13 protein-coding genes and 1 riboswitch are annotated in these 17,697 nt (G+C 36.5%); all 13 genes read right to left on the bottom strand.

Going from position 1 to position 17,697, the window contains the following annotated elements:
* Nucleotides 1-24 precede the first annotated feature (24 nt).
* Nucleotides 25-789 carry a DUF4931 domain-containing protein gene (locus tag NST63_RS06250; RefSeq protein ID WP_212944616.1) on the bottom strand — a complete coding sequence of 255 codons (765 nt, stop codon included), beginning with the start codon at nucleotides 787-789 and terminating at the stop codon, nucleotides 25-27.
* An 84-nt stretch (nucleotides 790-873) separates the two neighbouring features.
* Nucleotides 874-2,052 carry a PDZ domain-containing protein gene (locus tag NST63_RS06245; RefSeq protein ID WP_341044155.1) on the bottom strand — a complete coding sequence of 393 codons (1,179 nt, stop codon included), beginning with the start codon at nucleotides 2,050-2,052 and terminating at the stop codon, nucleotides 874-876.
* Nucleotides 2,053-2,383: 331 nt separating this feature from the next.
* Nucleotides 2,384-3,838, bottom strand: coding sequence for a S41 family peptidase (locus NST63_RS06240; RefSeq protein ID WP_212944618.1), 1,455 nt, complete (start codon nucleotides 3,836-3,838; stop codon nucleotides 2,384-2,386).
* 309 nt (nucleotides 3,839-4,147) lie between these two features.
* The gene (locus NST63_RS06235; protein ID WP_212944619.1) at nucleotides 4,148-5,143 is read right to left on the bottom strand and encodes a homoserine dehydrogenase; all 996 of its coding nucleotides are present in this window, start codon (nucleotides 5,141-5,143) and stop codon (nucleotides 4,148-4,150) included.
* A gap of 50 nt (nucleotides 5,144-5,193) precedes the next feature.
* On the bottom strand, nucleotides 5,194-6,489 hold the full coding sequence (locus NST63_RS06230; RefSeq protein ID WP_058002925.1) for an O-acetylhomoserine aminocarboxypropyltransferase/cysteine synthase family protein: 1,296 nt from the start codon (nucleotides 6,487-6,489) through the stop codon (nucleotides 5,194-5,196).
* 191 nt (nucleotides 6,490-6,680) lie between these two features.
* Nucleotides 6,681-6,793, bottom strand: a riboswitch (SAM riboswitch).
* Between the two features lie 193 nt (nucleotides 6,794-6,986).
* Entirely contained in the window at nucleotides 6,987-8,126 is a 1,140-nt protein-coding gene (locus tag NST63_RS06225; protein WP_341041599.1) for a trans-sulfuration enzyme family protein, read from the bottom strand.
* A gap of 160 nt (nucleotides 8,127-8,286) precedes the next feature.
* Nucleotides 8,287-9,732 (bottom strand): cardiolipin synthase, encoded by a 1,446-nt coding sequence (gene cls / locus NST63_RS06220; protein ID WP_341041598.1) that lies wholly within the window; start codon nucleotides 9,730-9,732, stop codon nucleotides 8,287-8,289.
* A 160-nt stretch (nucleotides 9,733-9,892) separates the two neighbouring features.
* A complete protein-coding gene (locus NST63_RS06215; protein ID WP_078109834.1) occupies nucleotides 9,893-11,194 on the bottom strand; it encodes a murein hydrolase activator EnvC family protein in 1,302 nt (433 codons plus the stop codon).
* Between the two features lie 88 nt (nucleotides 11,195-11,282).
* Nucleotides 11,283-12,167, bottom strand: a complete 885-nt coding sequence (ftsX, locus tag NST63_RS06210) for a permease-like cell division protein FtsX (RefSeq protein ID WP_071976514.1) — start codon at nucleotides 12,165-12,167, stop codon at nucleotides 11,283-11,285.
* Complete coding sequence (gene ftsE / locus NST63_RS06205; protein ID WP_058002930.1) at nucleotides 12,157-12,843, bottom strand: cell division ATP-binding protein FtsE; 687 nt, start codon at nucleotides 12,841-12,843, stop codon at nucleotides 12,157-12,159. The genes ftsX and ftsE overlap by 11 nt, the downstream gene beginning before the upstream one ends.
* A 345-nt stretch (nucleotides 12,844-13,188) precedes the next feature.
* Nucleotides 13,189-13,566 (bottom strand): cytochrome c551, encoded by a 378-nt coding sequence (cccB, locus tag NST63_RS06200; RefSeq protein WP_242598216.1) that lies wholly within the window; start codon nucleotides 13,564-13,566, stop codon nucleotides 13,189-13,191.
* 408 nt (nucleotides 13,567-13,974) lie between these two features.
* Nucleotides 13,975-15,076 (bottom strand): peptide chain release factor 2 gene (gene prfB, locus NST63_RS06195; protein WP_152984724.1). Its coding sequence is split into 2 segments (ribosomal slippage): nucleotides 13,975-15,003 and nucleotides 15,005-15,076, totalling 1,101 coding nucleotides; the frame shifts between segments, so codons are not numbered across the junction.
* A gap of 79 nt (nucleotides 15,077-15,155) precedes the next feature.
* Nucleotides 15,156-17,669 carry a preprotein translocase subunit SecA gene (secA, locus tag NST63_RS06190; protein WP_078109831.1) on the bottom strand — a complete coding sequence of 838 codons (2,514 nt, stop codon included), beginning with the start codon at nucleotides 17,667-17,669 and terminating at the stop codon, nucleotides 15,156-15,158.
* Nucleotides 17,670-17,697 lie beyond the last annotated feature (28 nt).

The following is a 17,697-nucleotide window of genomic DNA, read 5'->3' as shown; positions in this document are numbered from 1 at the left end:
TATACTATTTATTAAGCATAGGACTTATAATTTATAGATGCTTTTTATTCGGTCTACAATTTCATCTAAATTACTTGCGACCTGTGGTATCGAATACCCTACAAATAGAGGAGGAGTAATGTATCTAGGGATAATTTTACAAGCTATCTGCCCATCTATTTGATAGAAAAAAAGATTGTAGCTTTCACATTTAAAATGATTATGATGAAGAATGTAATGTACGGCTAATTGAATATAATCCGCCATGATCTGCAAATCTTTAAGATCGTGCAATAAAACATTATATTCAAAAAAGCCCATTCTTGGTTTGCTTGAGAGATTGAACTCTACACTTGATTGACTTGCTATTTCAATCCCCATAAAATCAGCTTTATTTATATTATGTTGATAATTGATATTCCGAAGTCCAACAATTTGCATATGGGGATGTCGAATCGTCCCTCCTGATAACGGACCATGATTTTTGAAGAATATAACAGAAGTGTATTTTCCGCTATTTACCATCTCCAACCAATGATGAACACCAAAATCTATCAATTGATAAAGATGTTCTTTCGTATATAAAGATAGATCCGATTGACATTGGTCTGTTTCAATTAATACTGTTTGAAAAGTATCCTTTAGTGTTGCATATTTATTTTTCAATAAAATGATCGTATCTTGTTGTGCTAGAATGTTTTCTAGCTGATCCACCTGACAAAAGGGGCATTGTGTCTCATGATTATTTATTGTTTTTGGCTTTTGTGAACCTATATTTTGTAGAAATTCTAAGTGTGTAAACTGACTCATACTCCACCTCAAAATTATTTAATGACATAAAGGGAACCATATCAGATTGACATGGTTCCTTTGAGAAAATGATAGAAAATAAGGCTAAGATGCTTCATTGCCATTCCACTTTTTCTTATCCTCAATTGTTAATATCCCTAGCTCATGATGATCTCCCTCAAATAACGCACCTTGAACAAAGCGTATTTCTCCGTTCACATCAAAAACTTCTAATTTACAATACGCACGATTTTTTTGAAGAGCTTTATAAAACTCATCCTTATTAAGTGTTATTTGTCCATTGCATTTATAAATAATCTCTCCCATTTGCAGCCCTAATTTCTCGGCTGGTGAAAAAGGAATAATGGCTAATACCATAAGCCCTTTTTTCTGAGGAGTGAAATAATAGGTTGCTGAATTTTCGCGGACTCGATGACGGTAAGAAATCCATCCTCTTCCTATTATCGCAATAATAACAGCTGCAATGGAAAAGATAGACCACCACATACCAGCTATTGCAATTGCTAAAGCAATAATCCCAAGCCATATAACATTCATACCAATCCGCTTAACCGCTATTTGTGGTAATGTGCTTTGGATTTGTTGTTGGAAGCCAACAGCAAATGGGATAAGAATGAGTGAATAGGATGTAGTACCAAAGTCAAAGGTCGGCCACCATTCAAAAGGAGCAGTCATAGGCCCAACAGGAAGGAAGCAAAAAACCGGTATCAACCATATTCTTTTTACTTGATGTGCTCCTACCGTTAATCCACGACGACTTTCTCGAAGAATTGGTGAAAATTTCTTTGTTCCATTCCGAACCATTTGAATCCCTTCAACAATCAGCAGTATACCAAGTATTACAATAAATCCTGACAAACTACTGTCTGATGGATGTTCAGATAATATTGGAATATCCCAATTCATTTCGCTAGCTAAAAATAATAGGATAAACGAAAAACCAATGGTAAATGCAGAAGATAGATAGCGAAAATTTCCAATAAGGCTAAGTACGATGGTTATAATAGCAAGTACAGCAATCATTGAAAAAGAGATAACAAAACCACTGCTAATCGTAATCAAAGATACAATTAATCCTATTAATAAACCTGCTGGTAATAGATAGCGCAATTCTTGATATATATCATATACACGAATATGGAAATCATTCCGTTCTTTTTTTACTCGAACAATCCCTGCAAGAATAGCCAAAAAGATCGAATAATAGAAGATCGGATGAAGAAAGAACTTCCCTATTCCTTTTAGGATTTCAATTAACCACACCTGACTCAATTTCTTCCACCACCTTACCAAGTACAATCTATTATTCTTATTTTAGCAGATTGTTCGCATAAAACCTATGATCAGTTTTATATTAAAGCTCTTTTCCTAAACATTATTGCTATTTTAGGTTAATCATTAACTAATGAATATAGGTTGAAGACTAACCCCTCCATTTCATTGTAAAATCCATAAAGTTGAATGAGTATTACTAGGTTTAAATATCGCTAGGAGGGCTTTACTAAAACAACAACCTATATTCGATTGATCGGTTTGGTGGTTAAGAAATGTATAACTGGTTTTATCTCCTTCAAAATAAATAGATACATAGAGATTATTGAAAGTATTTTAATGCAACTTGTAATTGAAGATCATTTTTTTCATCCTTAATTGCTGAGATAATTTCTTCTTCTAGTCGCTGAGCTGTTTTCACATCAAGCTCTCCTGTTGCAGGTAGGTTTACTTGATTCTGAAAGGCTCTTACTGCTGTTTTTGTTTTTTGATTATAATAACCATCACTACGCCCCGGTGAATATCCGAGACCATCAAGCATTTTCTGTGCAATTTTAACTTGCTCATTATTCATATCAGGCTTCAATGTTTGCTCAACCTCTAATGGATGAATATAAAAATAATCTGGTTGTTTCATTTCGATTGTAGGTTGAATTCCCTTATGATGAATCCAATTTCCGTTTGGTGTGAGCCATTTATACATTGTTAATTTTATTGTGCTTCCATCTCCCATTGGAACAGCATCCTGAACTGTTCCTTTTCCAAATGTTTTTTCACCAATTAATGTATACCCTTCTGCTTCCTTCAATGCTCCTGCAAGAATTTCCGATGCTGATGCACTCCCCTCATCTACGAGGACAGCAATCGAATACGGTTTACTTTTCTCCAGGTTTGAGTAGTAGGGTAGCTTCTCACCATCACGCTGTTGGATTTGATAATAAGGCTTTTGACTCGTTACAAGTGTATCTAAAATCTCTTGAACACTAAGCAAAAGCCCTCCCGGATTTCCTCTTACATCAATAATTAATCCTTTCATATTTTGTTTTTCAAGTTTTTTTAATTCTCTTTTAAAATCTTTTGCGGTATCTTTGGAAAACTGCGTGATCTCAATGTAACCAATCGGTTTATTCCCTTCATACTTTATACTTGCAAATACTGTTTCCATCGGGATTTCATCACGCTTCACCTTAAATTGAAGGGCTTTACTAACTCCTTCCCTCTTAATATCAAGCGTTACTGTCGTTCCTTTTTTTCCGCGAATCTTTGTTGTAGCTTGATACAAATCTAGACCTTCAATACTTTCCCCGTCAATTTTGATAATTTCATCTCTCGGTTTTAACCCCGACTTTTCTGCAGGGGAATTTTTATATGGGGAAACAATTAGGATTTTTCCATCCTTTGCGGTTACCTCTGCTCCAATTCCTTCAAATGAAGATTCTAATGTTTGATTGAATTTAGAAGCTGTTTTGGCATCCATATATATCGAGTATGGATCATCTAAAGTACTCACCATACCTTGAATTGCCCCTTCAACTAGTTGTTGATCATCCACTTCCTCAACATAAGAACCTTTGATGAGATTATATGCTTGGGCGATTTTCGCTAAATCTGGAAGGGATTGACCCTTGCTATTTGTAGATTCCAGAAAATGCTCGTCCTTTGATTGATCATTTATTTGAACATCCTCTGCTTCAAACCATTTCATTCCGACATATGTTCCACTTGCACCTGTTATTAATGCACCTGAGACCATCACTGCCATCCATTTCCGTTTCATAAGCGTCCCCCTCTCTTAAAAAGCATGCTGACGGATCCTTCCGCTAAGGGAGTAAGATTGGTTCCGCATAGTTTGTAAGCCTATTCTTCAATATATGTGAGAAAAGGACGAGTTATGAAACTTTCATAACGAGGATATTAAACAAATCCAGTCGTGCACCTTAATCAGCCCTCGACAAGTACACATATTCTTAAATTCAACAACTACATTATTGGTTTCTTGATCTCAGAGGTGGGCTAGGCGATAGATAAAAAGTATTTCTATATGGTTGTCATTTCCTAAACAAAAAAACTGGCGAACTCGCCAGTTTTACATTTGAAATGCAGGGATTTTCTCCTGTAACTGTTGATGTTGGACTATTTCAGCAAAGTCCTCAATCATTGCACTCGCTGTAGGCATTTTCCCAGCTCCAGGTCCTTGTAATGTAATATTTCCAACCAAGCTTGCTTCTAGTGCAATGGCATTTTCGACACCTTCAATCGAGTACAGTGGGTGATTACTGTCAACAATAATCGGCTTTACAGATGCTTTTATCCGTTGACCTTCTTTATAAATCTCCGCAATATGCTTATATCTTTGACCATGATGCTCTTTTTCTTCTATTTGCTGCTGGGAAATCGAAGTGATTCCTTCAATTTTCACTTCAGACCAGCATGGCTGTTCACCAAATACAAGTTGACTTAATATCATTAATTTACAAAAGGCATCTTTACCACTAATATCATTCGTCGGGTCAGCCTCCGCATAGCCTTTTTGCTGTGCTAAATGAAGAGCTGCCTCGAATGACAATTTGTTCTCTCTCATTTTTGTCAAAATAAAATTTGAGGTGCCATTTAGTATCCCTTGAACCTTTGTAATTCGATTAACTTGCAGCAATCGTTGGATAGTTCTTATAATTGGAACCCCACCAGCCGTTGTTGCTTCAAATGCAAGTTTTACATTCTGTTGCTTTGCTTTATGAATTAATTCCTGCCCATATTTTGCAAACATGACCTTATTAGCTGTGATCACATGGATGCCCTTATCAATTGCCTGCTTCAAATACGTGTAACCTGGCTCCTCTCCAACAATCGCTTCAAAAACTACATCCAAATCACGTATATTAAGAATCTCTTCGAAATCTGTTGTGACAAGTATATTCGACTCAATGTCTCTCTTTTTATTTTTATCCCGAATCAATACCGCAACAATTTCCACCCTTACTCCCAGCAGTTCATTAAGCTGCTGTTGATGGGAGTGTATCGCAGTATATACACCTTCACCAACCGTTCCAAAACCTAAAAGCGCTGCCTTTATGACTGACATTAAGAAATCCCCCTTATTCACCTGACCGACTGTGCAAAAATCTACTATTTCTATACTGTGACACTTGTTGCTTTTACAATCGCTTGATCTAAATCTGCTGTTAAATCTTCTACTGCTTCCAAGCCGACCGATAGGCGAATCAGTTCCTCTGTTACACCTGTTAGTTTAAGATCCTCGGCATTAAGCTGTTGATGGGTAGTAGATGCAGGATGGATAATTAAAGATTTTGCATCCCCCACATTTGCAACATGAGACCATAATTTTATCTCATCGATGACTTTTCTTCCTACTTCCCGACCACCTTTAATCCCAAAGTTGACAATTGAACCAAAACCACCTTTGAAATATTTAGTTGCAAGCTCATATGAAGGATGTTCCTCTAGTCCTGTATAATTAACCCAAGCAACGGCAGGATGATCTTGTAAAAACTGGGCAATCTTCAATGCATTTTCATTATGCTTTTGGACACGTAGATGCAATGTTTCAAGACCTTGTAATAATAAGAATGCACTATCAGGACTTAAGCTAGCACCGAAATCACGCAATAACTGCACACGAAGTTTTGTGGCAAATGCTGCTTGAGGCACGTCAATGCCATATCGAAGGCCATGATAGCTTTCATCCGGCTCTTTAAAATAAGGGAATTTATCACTATTCCAATCAAATTTACCACCATCAATCACGACACCGCCGATTGTCGTTCCATGTCCGCCAATCCATTTAGTAGCGGAATGAACAACAATATCAGCACCCCATTTTATTGGATTAGAAAGATATGGTGTTCCGAAGGTATTATCTATGATCAACGGGATTCCATTTTCATGGGCAACATTAGCTACTGCCTCAACATCTAAGACATGTAAGCTTGGATTGCCAATAATTTCTGCAAAAAGAGCTTTCGTTTTTGGAGTGATTGCTTCCCGAAAATTTTCCGGATCAGTTGCATCAACAAATTTCACTTGAATCCCATATCTAGGCAGCGTCGTTGCAAAGAGATTAAATGTCCCACCATAAAGATTTCCAGCAGCGATAATTTCATCTCCTGCACTAGCAATATTTAAAATAGAAAAAGCAATGGCCGCCATCCCTGATGAAAGTGCGACAGCTGCTGTTCCCCCTTCCAAAAGGGCAATACGCTGCTCAAATACATCAACCGTTGGATTGCCAATTCTTGTATAAATATAGCCAGGTTGTTCAAGGGCAAATAACCCTTGGGCATGATCTGTATCTTTAAAAACATAGGATGTCGTCTTATAAACAGGAACGGCCCGTGAACCTGTGGTTGGATCAGGTTGCTGTCCCCCATGAAGTAATAACGTTTCCGGTTGATAGTTTTCATTCGTCATTTTGAATTCCTCCTAGATCTTTTTTATTATTCAGGTGAGGCTAAATAACATTCATTGGCTAATAACATTAAGCCGCTTAAACTAGGTAAGGTTCATTGAGTAATTCCTCTGTTGTGGGATTTGAGAAGTATGGAATGAGGGGAAACAAAAAACCCTCTTCATAAGAAGAGGGCTTATTATATCAGTTCCTCCCCTTATCTTTCAGATCTAATTGATCTGTAGGAATTAGCACCTTTTCAAGCACGAATGCTTGAAGGTTGCCGGGCTTCAAAGGGCCTAGTCCCTCCGCCGCTCACGATAAGAGTGATTATTAAATTTAGAAAATTTTAAATTGCTCTTGTTTTGCATTATAAAAGATGGATGAATAGTTCGTCAACCTTTTTTCTATTAAAAAAACTTTTTAGTGGATTTTTCTTTCATCCCTTTAAAACAGCCGCTAAGTGAAAAAGCATGACTTTTTATCAAAGTAGCAAACGATACTAAACTTTTTACCAATCTTATAATGCGGCTTCTATCGCACACTCAAATTGCTTAATAATATCTGCTGAATCTTCTATTCCTACCGAAATACGAATGACCCACTGATTGATTCCTATGCTTTCTTGCTCCTCTAAAGTAAGACTACGATGAGATGTTCCAAACGGATAGGATACAGTTGTTTCCACTCCTGCTAATGTGGGAACAAGTTTTACCCAACCTAAAGAGGAAAAAAACTGATGAATATCTACAGCTTCTCCTAATTCAATGGTAACTATCGCACCATTTCCCTTACTTGAAAGATTTTCTGGATAGTAAACTTTTTTTACATTAGAATGATTCGTTAGGCTTTCTGCTAACAGTTGAGCATTGGATGCTTGGCGCTCCATTCTTAATGCAAGTGTTTTTAACCCTCTATTAGTAAGCCATGCTTCAAAGGGACTTAAATTTGTACCCAAATTAACTACCTTTTGCCTTGCTTTTGCCATCAATGCTTCTGTTCCAACGACTACACCAGCGGTTACATCACTGTGCCCACCTATATATTTCGTTGCGCTATGAGCCACAATATCCACTCCGTCGATAAACGGCTGCAATAAATATGGAGTTGCGAATGTATTATCTACCATTGTACAAAGCTGAAATTCCTTTGCGATTCGAACCAATTCAGTCACGTCTTCTATCCGTAAAAATGGGTTGGTCACTGTTTCAGAATAAAGAAGCTTTGTATTCGATTGAATCGCCTTTCGAATTGTTGAAGCATCTTTAAAAGGGATAAATGTGGTTTCAATTCCAAGTTCGTTTAATTCATGTTTTAATAAATGATGGGTTCCGCCATATATATCATCTGCCGCAACAATATGATCGCCAGCAGAGGCTACAGCTAATATCCCTGCTAAAATAGCGGAGAGTCCTGAGGATGTAGCAACACCATCAGGAGCACCTTCTAATCTTGCAACAGCTTGTCCTAATTCATCTGTATTCGGGTTACCAGTCCGAGAGTAGAGATATGGAATATTCCCATGATAAAACTCTTCTAATTCCTCCAATGATTGAAACGTAAATGCAGAGGTCTGATATATTGGTGTTGTTTTACTATGTATATTCGATGTATTTATTAAAGAATTATGTACAATTGCTGTTTCAAATGATTTTCCCATTCAATTAGCACCCCATATCCATTTAGTTAAATAGTTAAGAAACTATCACTAAAATTAAAATATTTTAAATTGTACGCCTTCCGTACACTTTTGTCAAAATAAGTTTGCAGACAATAAAAAGAGGGTTGCCTATATCTCGGGCAACCCTCTTTTCGTAACGTTATAAAATCGGAGATAATAATCTAGAAATGGACTCCTTAAAACGAATCCATTTCGGACGTAATAGATATTCTTCTAATGTTAATTCCTTTGATTTTCCCATATCATCCATGTATATTTTTTCGAGTTTCTTTGAAATATGATGACTATATAAAAATGCATTAACCTCAAAATTTAAACGGAAACTTCGATTATCAATATTTGCTGTTCCGACGGTTGCAATTTTCCCATCGACCACTAACATTTTCGCATGAATAAATCCATTATCATAAATATAAACCTTTGCACCAGTTTTCAATAGCTCACCTACATAGGAATAGGTAGCCCAATACACAAACATATGATCCGGCTTATTAGGGATCATTAACCTTACATCGACACCAGATAGAATAGCAATTTTTATTGCATTTAATAAACTATCATCGGGGATAAAGTAAGGTGTTTGCATGAAAATATACTTTTTGGCAGAATTGATCATTTTAATATAACCATTTTTAATTTGTTCCCATTCTGAATCAGGACCACTAGATACAATTTGAACATCTGTGTAACCAATGGAAGGAATGTCCGGGAAATATCTTTCCTCATACCTGATTTCTTTTGATGAAGCTTGATTCCAATCAAGAATAAAGCGTGTTTGCATAGCATATACAGCTTTTCCGGTAATTTTCAAATGAGTATCACGCCAATATCCAAATCGCTTATTTAAACCTAAATATTCATCACCAATATTAAAACCACCGATATAACCAATATTTCCATCAATAATGGCTAACTTTCTATGATTGCGAAAATTTACTCGCAAATTAAGCATCGGGATTTTAGCTGGGAAGAATGAAGCGACTTGGCCCCCTGCATCGATTAGTGACTTAAAGAATTTACGCGGTAGTCTTCTTGAGCCCATATCGTCATAAACGAAACGAACAGTTACCCCCTCTTTCGCCTTAATCGTCAGCAGTTCTACGAGCTTCTGACCTAATAAATCATCACGAACGATGTAGTAGAGTAGATGGATATGATCCTTTGCCTTTCTTATATCCTCAAAAAGCGATTGAAATTTGTCATCCCCATCAATAAAAATTTCTACATCATTGTCATGGGACATAACCGCATCATCATTAACAAGAAGCATATAAACAAGTTCTTTATATTGAACAGTACGTTCATCATGGAAAGGAAATTTATTATTTCTGAGCATATCTATTTGGCGCTGAGATATTTCTTTTATCCCAATTTTCTCCTGATCTTTCCAATAAAAAATTCTTCTTCTGCTTAAATTTTGTCCAAAAATTAAATATATAATAAATCCAGCAACAGGTATGAAAAGTAAAACTAACAACCACGCCCAAGTTGCCCCTATATTTCTCCGTTCTAGAAATATAACGATACCTGATAAAATAAAATTTAAAATGAAGAAGAATGCTAACAAAATCGTAAGAATTGTCATCCTGAACTCCTTTAACAAGATCCCATATTTCTCGAATAAATAAACTCACCAGTATCATACCATATAAAGTTATCTCAGGCACCATTTACACATTTAATAAGTTTTTATACATGTATTATACATAAAAAAGCCACATCATTATTGATGTGACTTTTAATCTTTAGAAGCTGATATAGTTTCTAGGGTTAACTGCATTTGAGTGGGATGCTGTCCATGGACCGACATAGAATTCAAAATGTAAATGTTGGCCATAGGCTTGTCCAGTACTTCCCATGTATCCGATGATTTGTCCTTTATGAACAGGAGTTGAATCCCCAACAAGACGCGAACTCATATGTGCATAAACCGTTGTGTAAATTTGTCCATTAACTGAGTGCGTAATAAAGATAGCATTCCCGTAGCTTGAAGAAAAGTATGATCTTGTAACTACTCCATCACCTGCTGCGACAATTGGAACAGTGCCTCCCTTAGCAATATCAATCCCAGAATGGAATCCATCTGCATCAAAGGAACGATTACCAAATTCCGAAGAAATATATCCTTGTGCAGGTCTCATAAATGAACCAGATGAAACCGGTGGTGTATCTGAGGAACTACCTCCACCAGAATAAGAGTGCTGACTCTGCTGCTGCTGTCTTTGTCTTTGTCTTTGTTTTTCAAGTCTCTCTTGTTCTGCGATTCGATCTTTTTCTAATTTTATCGCCTTTTCAATTGCAGATTTTTGCGCTGATAAAATCGATTGCTCTTCTTCTAAAGAGAGTTTATCATTTTCAAGCTGCTTCTTTTGCTTGCCAAGCTCTTTCATAATTTGATTCTTACGAGCTTTTTGTTGATTCATTTCAATCTTCATTGATTGTAATTTAGCTTGCATTTCTTCAAGGGTTTTTAGCTTCTTCTCAACATCTGCTTGTTTCTTCTCTAATTCAGCCTGATCTTTTTTCTGTTCTTCAATAATTTGTTTATCCGCATTTACTAATGTCGTAACAGCAGACATTCGATCTAATAAATCGGCAAAACTGTCTGATCCTAAAATCACATCTAAAAAGTTAACGGAACTTCCACCATTTGTCTGAATGGCACGAGCACGTTGATCTAATAATTGATTTCTTTCTTCGATTCGTTTTTTCAAGACACTGATTTCTGTTTTTAATTTGTCAATAGCTTGTTGAGCTTCTTTAATTTGTTGTTGTTTTTCTTGAATTTGCTCATCTGTAGTCGCAATTTTAATATCTAATGAGGCTAATTCATTTTCTAGTGTATTTTGCTTACCTTGTATTTCCTTAATGCCTTCATCTTTTTCATTAATATCAGATTTAATCGTTGAGCTTTTCGATTCAACATTCTTTTTTTGATTCTGTAAGTCTGATAGTTTCGAAGCAAATGCATCCGATTGGTAAGCGAGTACACTGCCAATTCCAAGAACAGATGCTAAAGTAATTGAAAGTAGTGAACGTCTCTTCAACCTTAATCCCCCTTAAAAAATTTCTATATATGTATATCTAGACTGTCTGAAGTAATGCTTAACAGACAGTCTATAAAAATGGTCTATTTTATATTTTTAAGAAACGACGAATGGACATCGTACTTCCCCAAATACCAATTAAAATCCCCATCAATAAGAGTAAACCAGTAACTTCAAATACGAATGGACTGAAATCCAGGATTTGTATTAATTGACTTTGTAACCTTGGTGCTAAGAAACTATGCAAGTAGTAATAGCCAACAGTAATAATGAGAATTGGCAGAATAGAACCAATAACACCTAACCACAGACCTTCCATTAAAAATGGCCAGCGTATAAACCAATTGGTTGCCCCTACTAATTTCATAATCTCAATTTCTTTTCGTCTAGCAAAAATGGTAATTTTAATCGTATTTGAAATAAGGAACATAGCTGTAAATAGTAAACCAATTACAAGAACTAGTCCAACATTTCTACTAATTTTTAAGACATTAAATAGTTTTTCAACTTTCCCTTCGCCATATTTGGCTGATTCCACATGATCAAATTTCTCTATTTGCTTCGCCACGGATGGCGTATCTGTAGGTTTCTTCGTTTTTACGATAAATACGTCATACAGAGGATTCTTTTGCTCAAAAAGCTCCATATCTTTCCCCATCGTCTTAATTAAGCTTTGAAGTTCCTCTTCTTTGGATGAAAATTTAACAGACTCTACTTGGCTTAAATTTTCAATTTTTTGTTTAAGGGCTTCTTGATCCTGTGCTTTTGCCGTTAAGTCGATATGAACTCGAACTTCTACATCATTTTCAATATCAGAAGCAATTTTATTCATATTCATCATAATGACGAAGAATACGCCTACTAGTAAAAGTGTTATAGTCACCGCACTGGCTGATGCAAACATCATCCACCCATTACGTCCTAAGCTCTTAAAACTCTCACGAAGATGCCGCCCGGCCGTTCTAGCTTTCATAACCGTAATCCCCCCGTTGTTCATCGCGGACAATGCGACCGCCCTCAATGGCAATCACTCGGTGTCTGATCGTATTCACGATTTCCCGATTATGTGTCGCCATTACTACAGTTGTCCCACGCGAGTTAATTTCTTGTAGTATGTTCATGATTTCCCATGATGTTTCAGGATCGAGGTTTCCGGTAGGTTCATCTGCAATAACCACTTGAGGAGTATTGATAATTGAACGTGCAATCGACACCCTCTGCTGCTCTCCTCCAGATAATTCTGTTGGCAGCATTCTTGCTTTATGTTTCAAGCCAACTAAGTTTAAAACATCCATTACTCGTTTTTTTATTTTACTTTGCTGCTCTTCAATTACCTCAAGTGCAAACGCTACATTTTCGAAAACAGTCAGTGTAGGTAAAAGCTTAAAGTCTTGGAATACAACACCTATTTGCCGACGGAAATAAGGTATACGACTATTTTTTAATTTACTTAAATTAACTCCGCTTACAACGATGCTTCCTTCTGTCGCTTTTTCCTCACGATACATCATTTTTATAAAGGTAGACTTGCCTGCTCCACTAGGTCCAACGACATAGACGAATTCTCCCTGTTTAATTTGGATATTCAAATTATTAGCGGCAATAATCCCATTTGGATATTTTTTATATACATTTTGCATTTCAATCATTTAATCACCTATACTTTGCGGATGTTTACAGTAGATATCCACTTTTATTTTGCCATAATATTAGTAAAAACGTCATCTTTCGCAGTTCAATCGAATACTGACGGATCCTATCGAATTTAATCACAAACCTATTATAACATCATAAACCCCAATGTTAATGGTAAATTATATTACATTTATATTTCAGAGCTTGATTTTTCTATAAAAATTATACCTAATTCTTTCAAAAGTTCGCTATTTTTCTCAAAGAAAAATTAGTAAAAAAGTTCTATAATTTCCGATATTTTAGTCTAAGCAAAAAAAAAACCTGATGACGAGTTTCGACATCAGGTTTTTAAGAGTGTTTTATTTTTTAGATGCTAACCATCCGGCAACTGCATCGGCATCATCGCCAGAAAGAAGTCCACCAGGCATTACACCTTGATCACCTTTTTTACCATTCTTAATAATGTTAAGAATTTCATCTTTACTATATTTTGATCCAACCTTTGTTAAATTAGGACCAACTCCACCTTCAAGGTTTCCACCATGACAGCTTGCACAGTTTTGGCTAAAGAGCTTTTCAGCATCTCCAGCATTCGCTGTATCGGTTGTTGTCTTTTCATTTGTTGTTGTGTCATTATTCTTTGTTGTGTCTTTGTTATTATCCTTGTCAGTACCACAAGCAGCCAACCCGAATGCTAGTGTAAAAATCATAACAATTCCTAGTAGTTTTTTGACCACTTCATTCAACCTCCTTGATTTTTGGAAAATAAATCCTATACTTTTACTATATACCTTCCTATTAGCTTTTGAAACCTTTTCCCTTTAGCTAATATGATGCCAAACCGTGACAAATGCAGTGATCACAAGGTTTTCGCTAATTGTATCAACTTTATGAACTCTCTTTGAGAACCACAACAATGTCAGATATCCCTCTATTTTTAATTTTTTACAGATTGACTAAGCTTTGATAATACTATCATGCGCTAACCCTGCACAAAAAGAGTCCACTAAAACCTTTATGATGATAGTTTTATCATACGGGGGTTGTTTTTATTCAAGATTATTTAGAAATAAAGTAAAAATGAAAGATTTTGTTCACACAAATAAACAAATCCTTCACCTAAAAAGGCAAAGGATTTTTATGAATTAAGATATACGTGAACGTAAATAAGCATTGATGAAATTATCAAGGTCACCGTCCATAACTGCCTGAACATTACCAACCTCTGTATTCGTACGATGATCCTTCACCATTGAATATGGATGGAAAACATAGGATCTAATTTGACTTCCCCAACCAATTTCTTTTTGCTCACCACGAATTTCTGCAAGTGCTTTTTCTTTTTCTTCAATTTCGCGTTGATATAATTTTGCTTTTAGCATTTTCATTGCTTGCTCACGGTTTTTAATTTGTGAACGTTCAGATTGACATGTAACAACTACTCCTGTAGGAATATGTGTTATACGTACAGCCGAATCAGTAGTGTTAATGTGCTGTCCTCCAGCACCGCTCGCACGATACGTATCAATTTTAATATCTTCCGTACGAATGTCGATTTCGATTTCATCGTCAAATTCGGGCATTACTTCACAGGACACAAATGATGTATGGCGACGTCCAGACGAATCAAAAGGAGAAATTCTTACAAGGCGATGGACTCCTTTTTCCGCTTTTAAATAACCATAAGCATTATGTCCTTTTATTAATAATGTGACACTTTTAATACCTGCTTCATCACCAGGTAAGTAATCCAATGTTTCCACTTTAAAGCCTTTTTTCTCTCCCCAGCGGGTATACATACGAAGAAGCATAGAACCCCAATCCTGTGATTCTGTCCCTCCGGCACCTGGATGAAGCTCTAATATCGCATTATTTTTATCATATGGTTCACTTAGTAATAGCTGAAGCTCAAATTGATTCAAACGGTCAACTAAATTCGTTAATTCTGTTTCCAATTCTTTAAACAGCTCAGGATCATTTTCTTCTTTCACAAGGTCATGTGTTAATTCGAGATTTTCTTGTATATCAAGTAGATCCTTATATTCATTAACCATATCTTTGAGACCATTTGCCTCATTAATTATTGATTGTGCTCCTTGCTGATCATTCCAAAAATCTGGTTCAAGCATTCTTTCATCGAGTTCTGCAATCCGTGCCTCTTTGTTTTCTAAGTCAAAGAGACCCCCTAAAGTCCGCTAGTTTTTTAGCTGTATTTTCAAGTTCAGATCTTATTTCAAATAATTCCATTTTTTATCACCTCAGAAGTAAATTACATAGGACAGGTATGTTTCACCTGTCCCGTTGATATATAGTTCAATAATTATAGTTACGCGTTTTTCCCATGGCATTGTTTATATTTCTTACCGCTGCCACATGGACAAGGATCGTTTCGCCCGACATTAACAGTTTTCTTAATTGGCTTTTTCTTCACCGTTTCCCCGTCTTCTTTCGGGTTAACAGCTTGCCCTTTAGCGACTTCCTCACGTTGAAGATTATTGCGAATTTCCGCTTTCATTACATAGCGAGCCGTATCATCTTCAATCGCAGCAACCATGTTTTCAAACATCGCAAAGCCTTCACTTTGATATTCGCGTAATGGGTCAACCTGTCCATATGCACGTAAATGAATCCCTTGTCTTAAATGATCCATTGCATCAATATGATCAATCCATTTTGAATCCACTGCACGTAACAGAATAACCTTTTCAAACTCACGCATTTGTTCAGGCGTTAATGACTCTTCCTTCTCATCATAACGAGCTTTCACCTTTTCCATAATGAGATCGACCATTTCCTCAGGATCTTTACGACGTAATTGTTCAATGGTTATATCACCTTCTTGTAAAAGATTCGCATTGACGAAATCAATTATTCCTTGAAGATTCCAATTATCTTCATCTTCATTGCTTGGTGTATACAATTGGACATTACGTTCGATAACCGACAAGATCATTTTTTCAACGATTTCACGTAAATCCTCAGAATTTAAGACTTCATTCCGTTGATTATAAATAATCTCACGTTGCTGTCTTAATACATCATCATATTGTAGTAACTGTTTCCGTGAGTCAAAGTTATTACCTTCTACACGTTTTTGGGCAGATTCAACCGCTCTAGAAACCATCTTACTTTGAATCGGTTGTGAGTCATCCATACCTAAACGCTGCATCATGTTTTTCATATTATCAGATCCGAAGCGACGCATTAATTCATCTTCCATGGAAAGATAGAATTGGGTAACCCCTGGATCTCCTTGACGACCTGAACGTCCACGCAACTGATTATCGATCCGGCGGGATTCATGGCGCTCTGTACCAATTACAGCAAGACCACCAAGCTCTTTTATGCCTTCACCAAGCTTAATATCGGTTCCACGACCAGCCATATTGGTAGCTATCGTTACAGCGCCTTTTTGCCCTGCCTCTGCAATGATTTCTGCTTCACGCTCATGGTTCTTCGCATTTAATACATTATGACGGATCCCTTTTTTCGTTAATAGCTTCGAAATCAATTCCGATGTTTCAATAGCAACCGTACCGACAAGAATCGGTTGGCCCTTTTTATGTCGTTCATGAATATCCTCGACAACTGCCCGGAATTTCCCTTCCATGCTTGCATAAATTAAATCGGGTCTGTCATCACGAGCAATCGGCTTATTCGTTGGAATGACGATAACTCTCATATTATAAATGTTGCGGAATTCCTCTTCCTCTGTTTTAGCTGTACCTGTCATACCTGCAAGCTTTTCATACATACGGAAGTAGTTTTGGAAGGTAATCGTAGCCATTGTCATACTTTCATTTTGAATTTCAACAGCTTCTTTCGCTTCGATTGCTTGGTGCAAGCCATCACTAAAGCGTCGACCTTTCATCATACGACCAGTGAATTGATCGACAATCACAATCTCACCATCTTGAACGACATAATCAACATCTAAATGCATACTCACATTTGCCTTTAATGCTTGATTAATATGATGGTTAAGTGTTACATGTGAAATATCAAAAAGATTTTCAATTCCAAAGGCACGTTCAGCTTTATTCATACCTTCTTCAGTTAATTGAACACTTTTTGTTTTTTCATCATAGGTGTAGTCTTCTTCTTTTTTTAATGTACGGACGAAAGCATTTGCTTGAATATACAATGAAGTAGACTTTTGTGCCTGCCCGGAAATAATCAGCGGTGTTCTCGCTTCATCGATTAAGATCGAGTCGACCTCATCAATTACTGCGAAATGCAATGGACGCTGTACACGCTGCTCTTTATAAAGAACCATATTATCACGTAGATAATCAAAGCCTAATTCATTATTTGTACCATACGTAATATCTGCTGCATAGGCTTCTTGCTTTTCTTCACTTGACATACTGTTCAGGTTTAAGCCAACCGTTAATCCTAGGAATTCATATAATTCACCCATCTCAGTAGCATCACGGCTCGCTAAATATTCGTTCACGGTTACAACGTGAACTCCTTTTCCAGATAGAGCATTTAAATAAACAGGCATTGTTGCAGTTAAGGTTTTACCTTCCCCTGTCTTCATCTCAGAGATATTTCCTTCATGTAAGGAAATCCCCCCCATTAATTGCACATGGTATGGATAAAGTCCAAGCACACGACGTGCACCTTCACGAACTACAGCAAAGGCTTCAGTTAATAAATCATCTAATGTTTCTCCGTTTTGATAGCGTTGTTTAAATTCTTCTGTTTTTTCTCTTAGTTGGTCATCTGACAGCTTTTCCATATCGGAGGCTAACTCTTCAATTTGTTGTGCCATCTTATCAAGACGTTTGATTTCACGTTTATTTGCATCAAAAACTTTTTCTAAAAAAGCAACCATTTAGTAAACGCTCCTTTATATCTAAAAT

Origin of the sequence: Heyndrickxia sp. FSL W8-0496 (assembly GCF_038007825.1) — a bacterium.
In the GTDB taxonomy this organism is placed as follows: domain Bacteria; phylum Bacillota; class Bacilli; order Bacillales; family Bacillaceae_C; genus Heyndrickxia; species Heyndrickxia oleronia.
The sequence above is the reverse complement of the archived record's forward strand: the minus strand, read 5'-3'. Positions and strand labels throughout refer to the sequence as shown.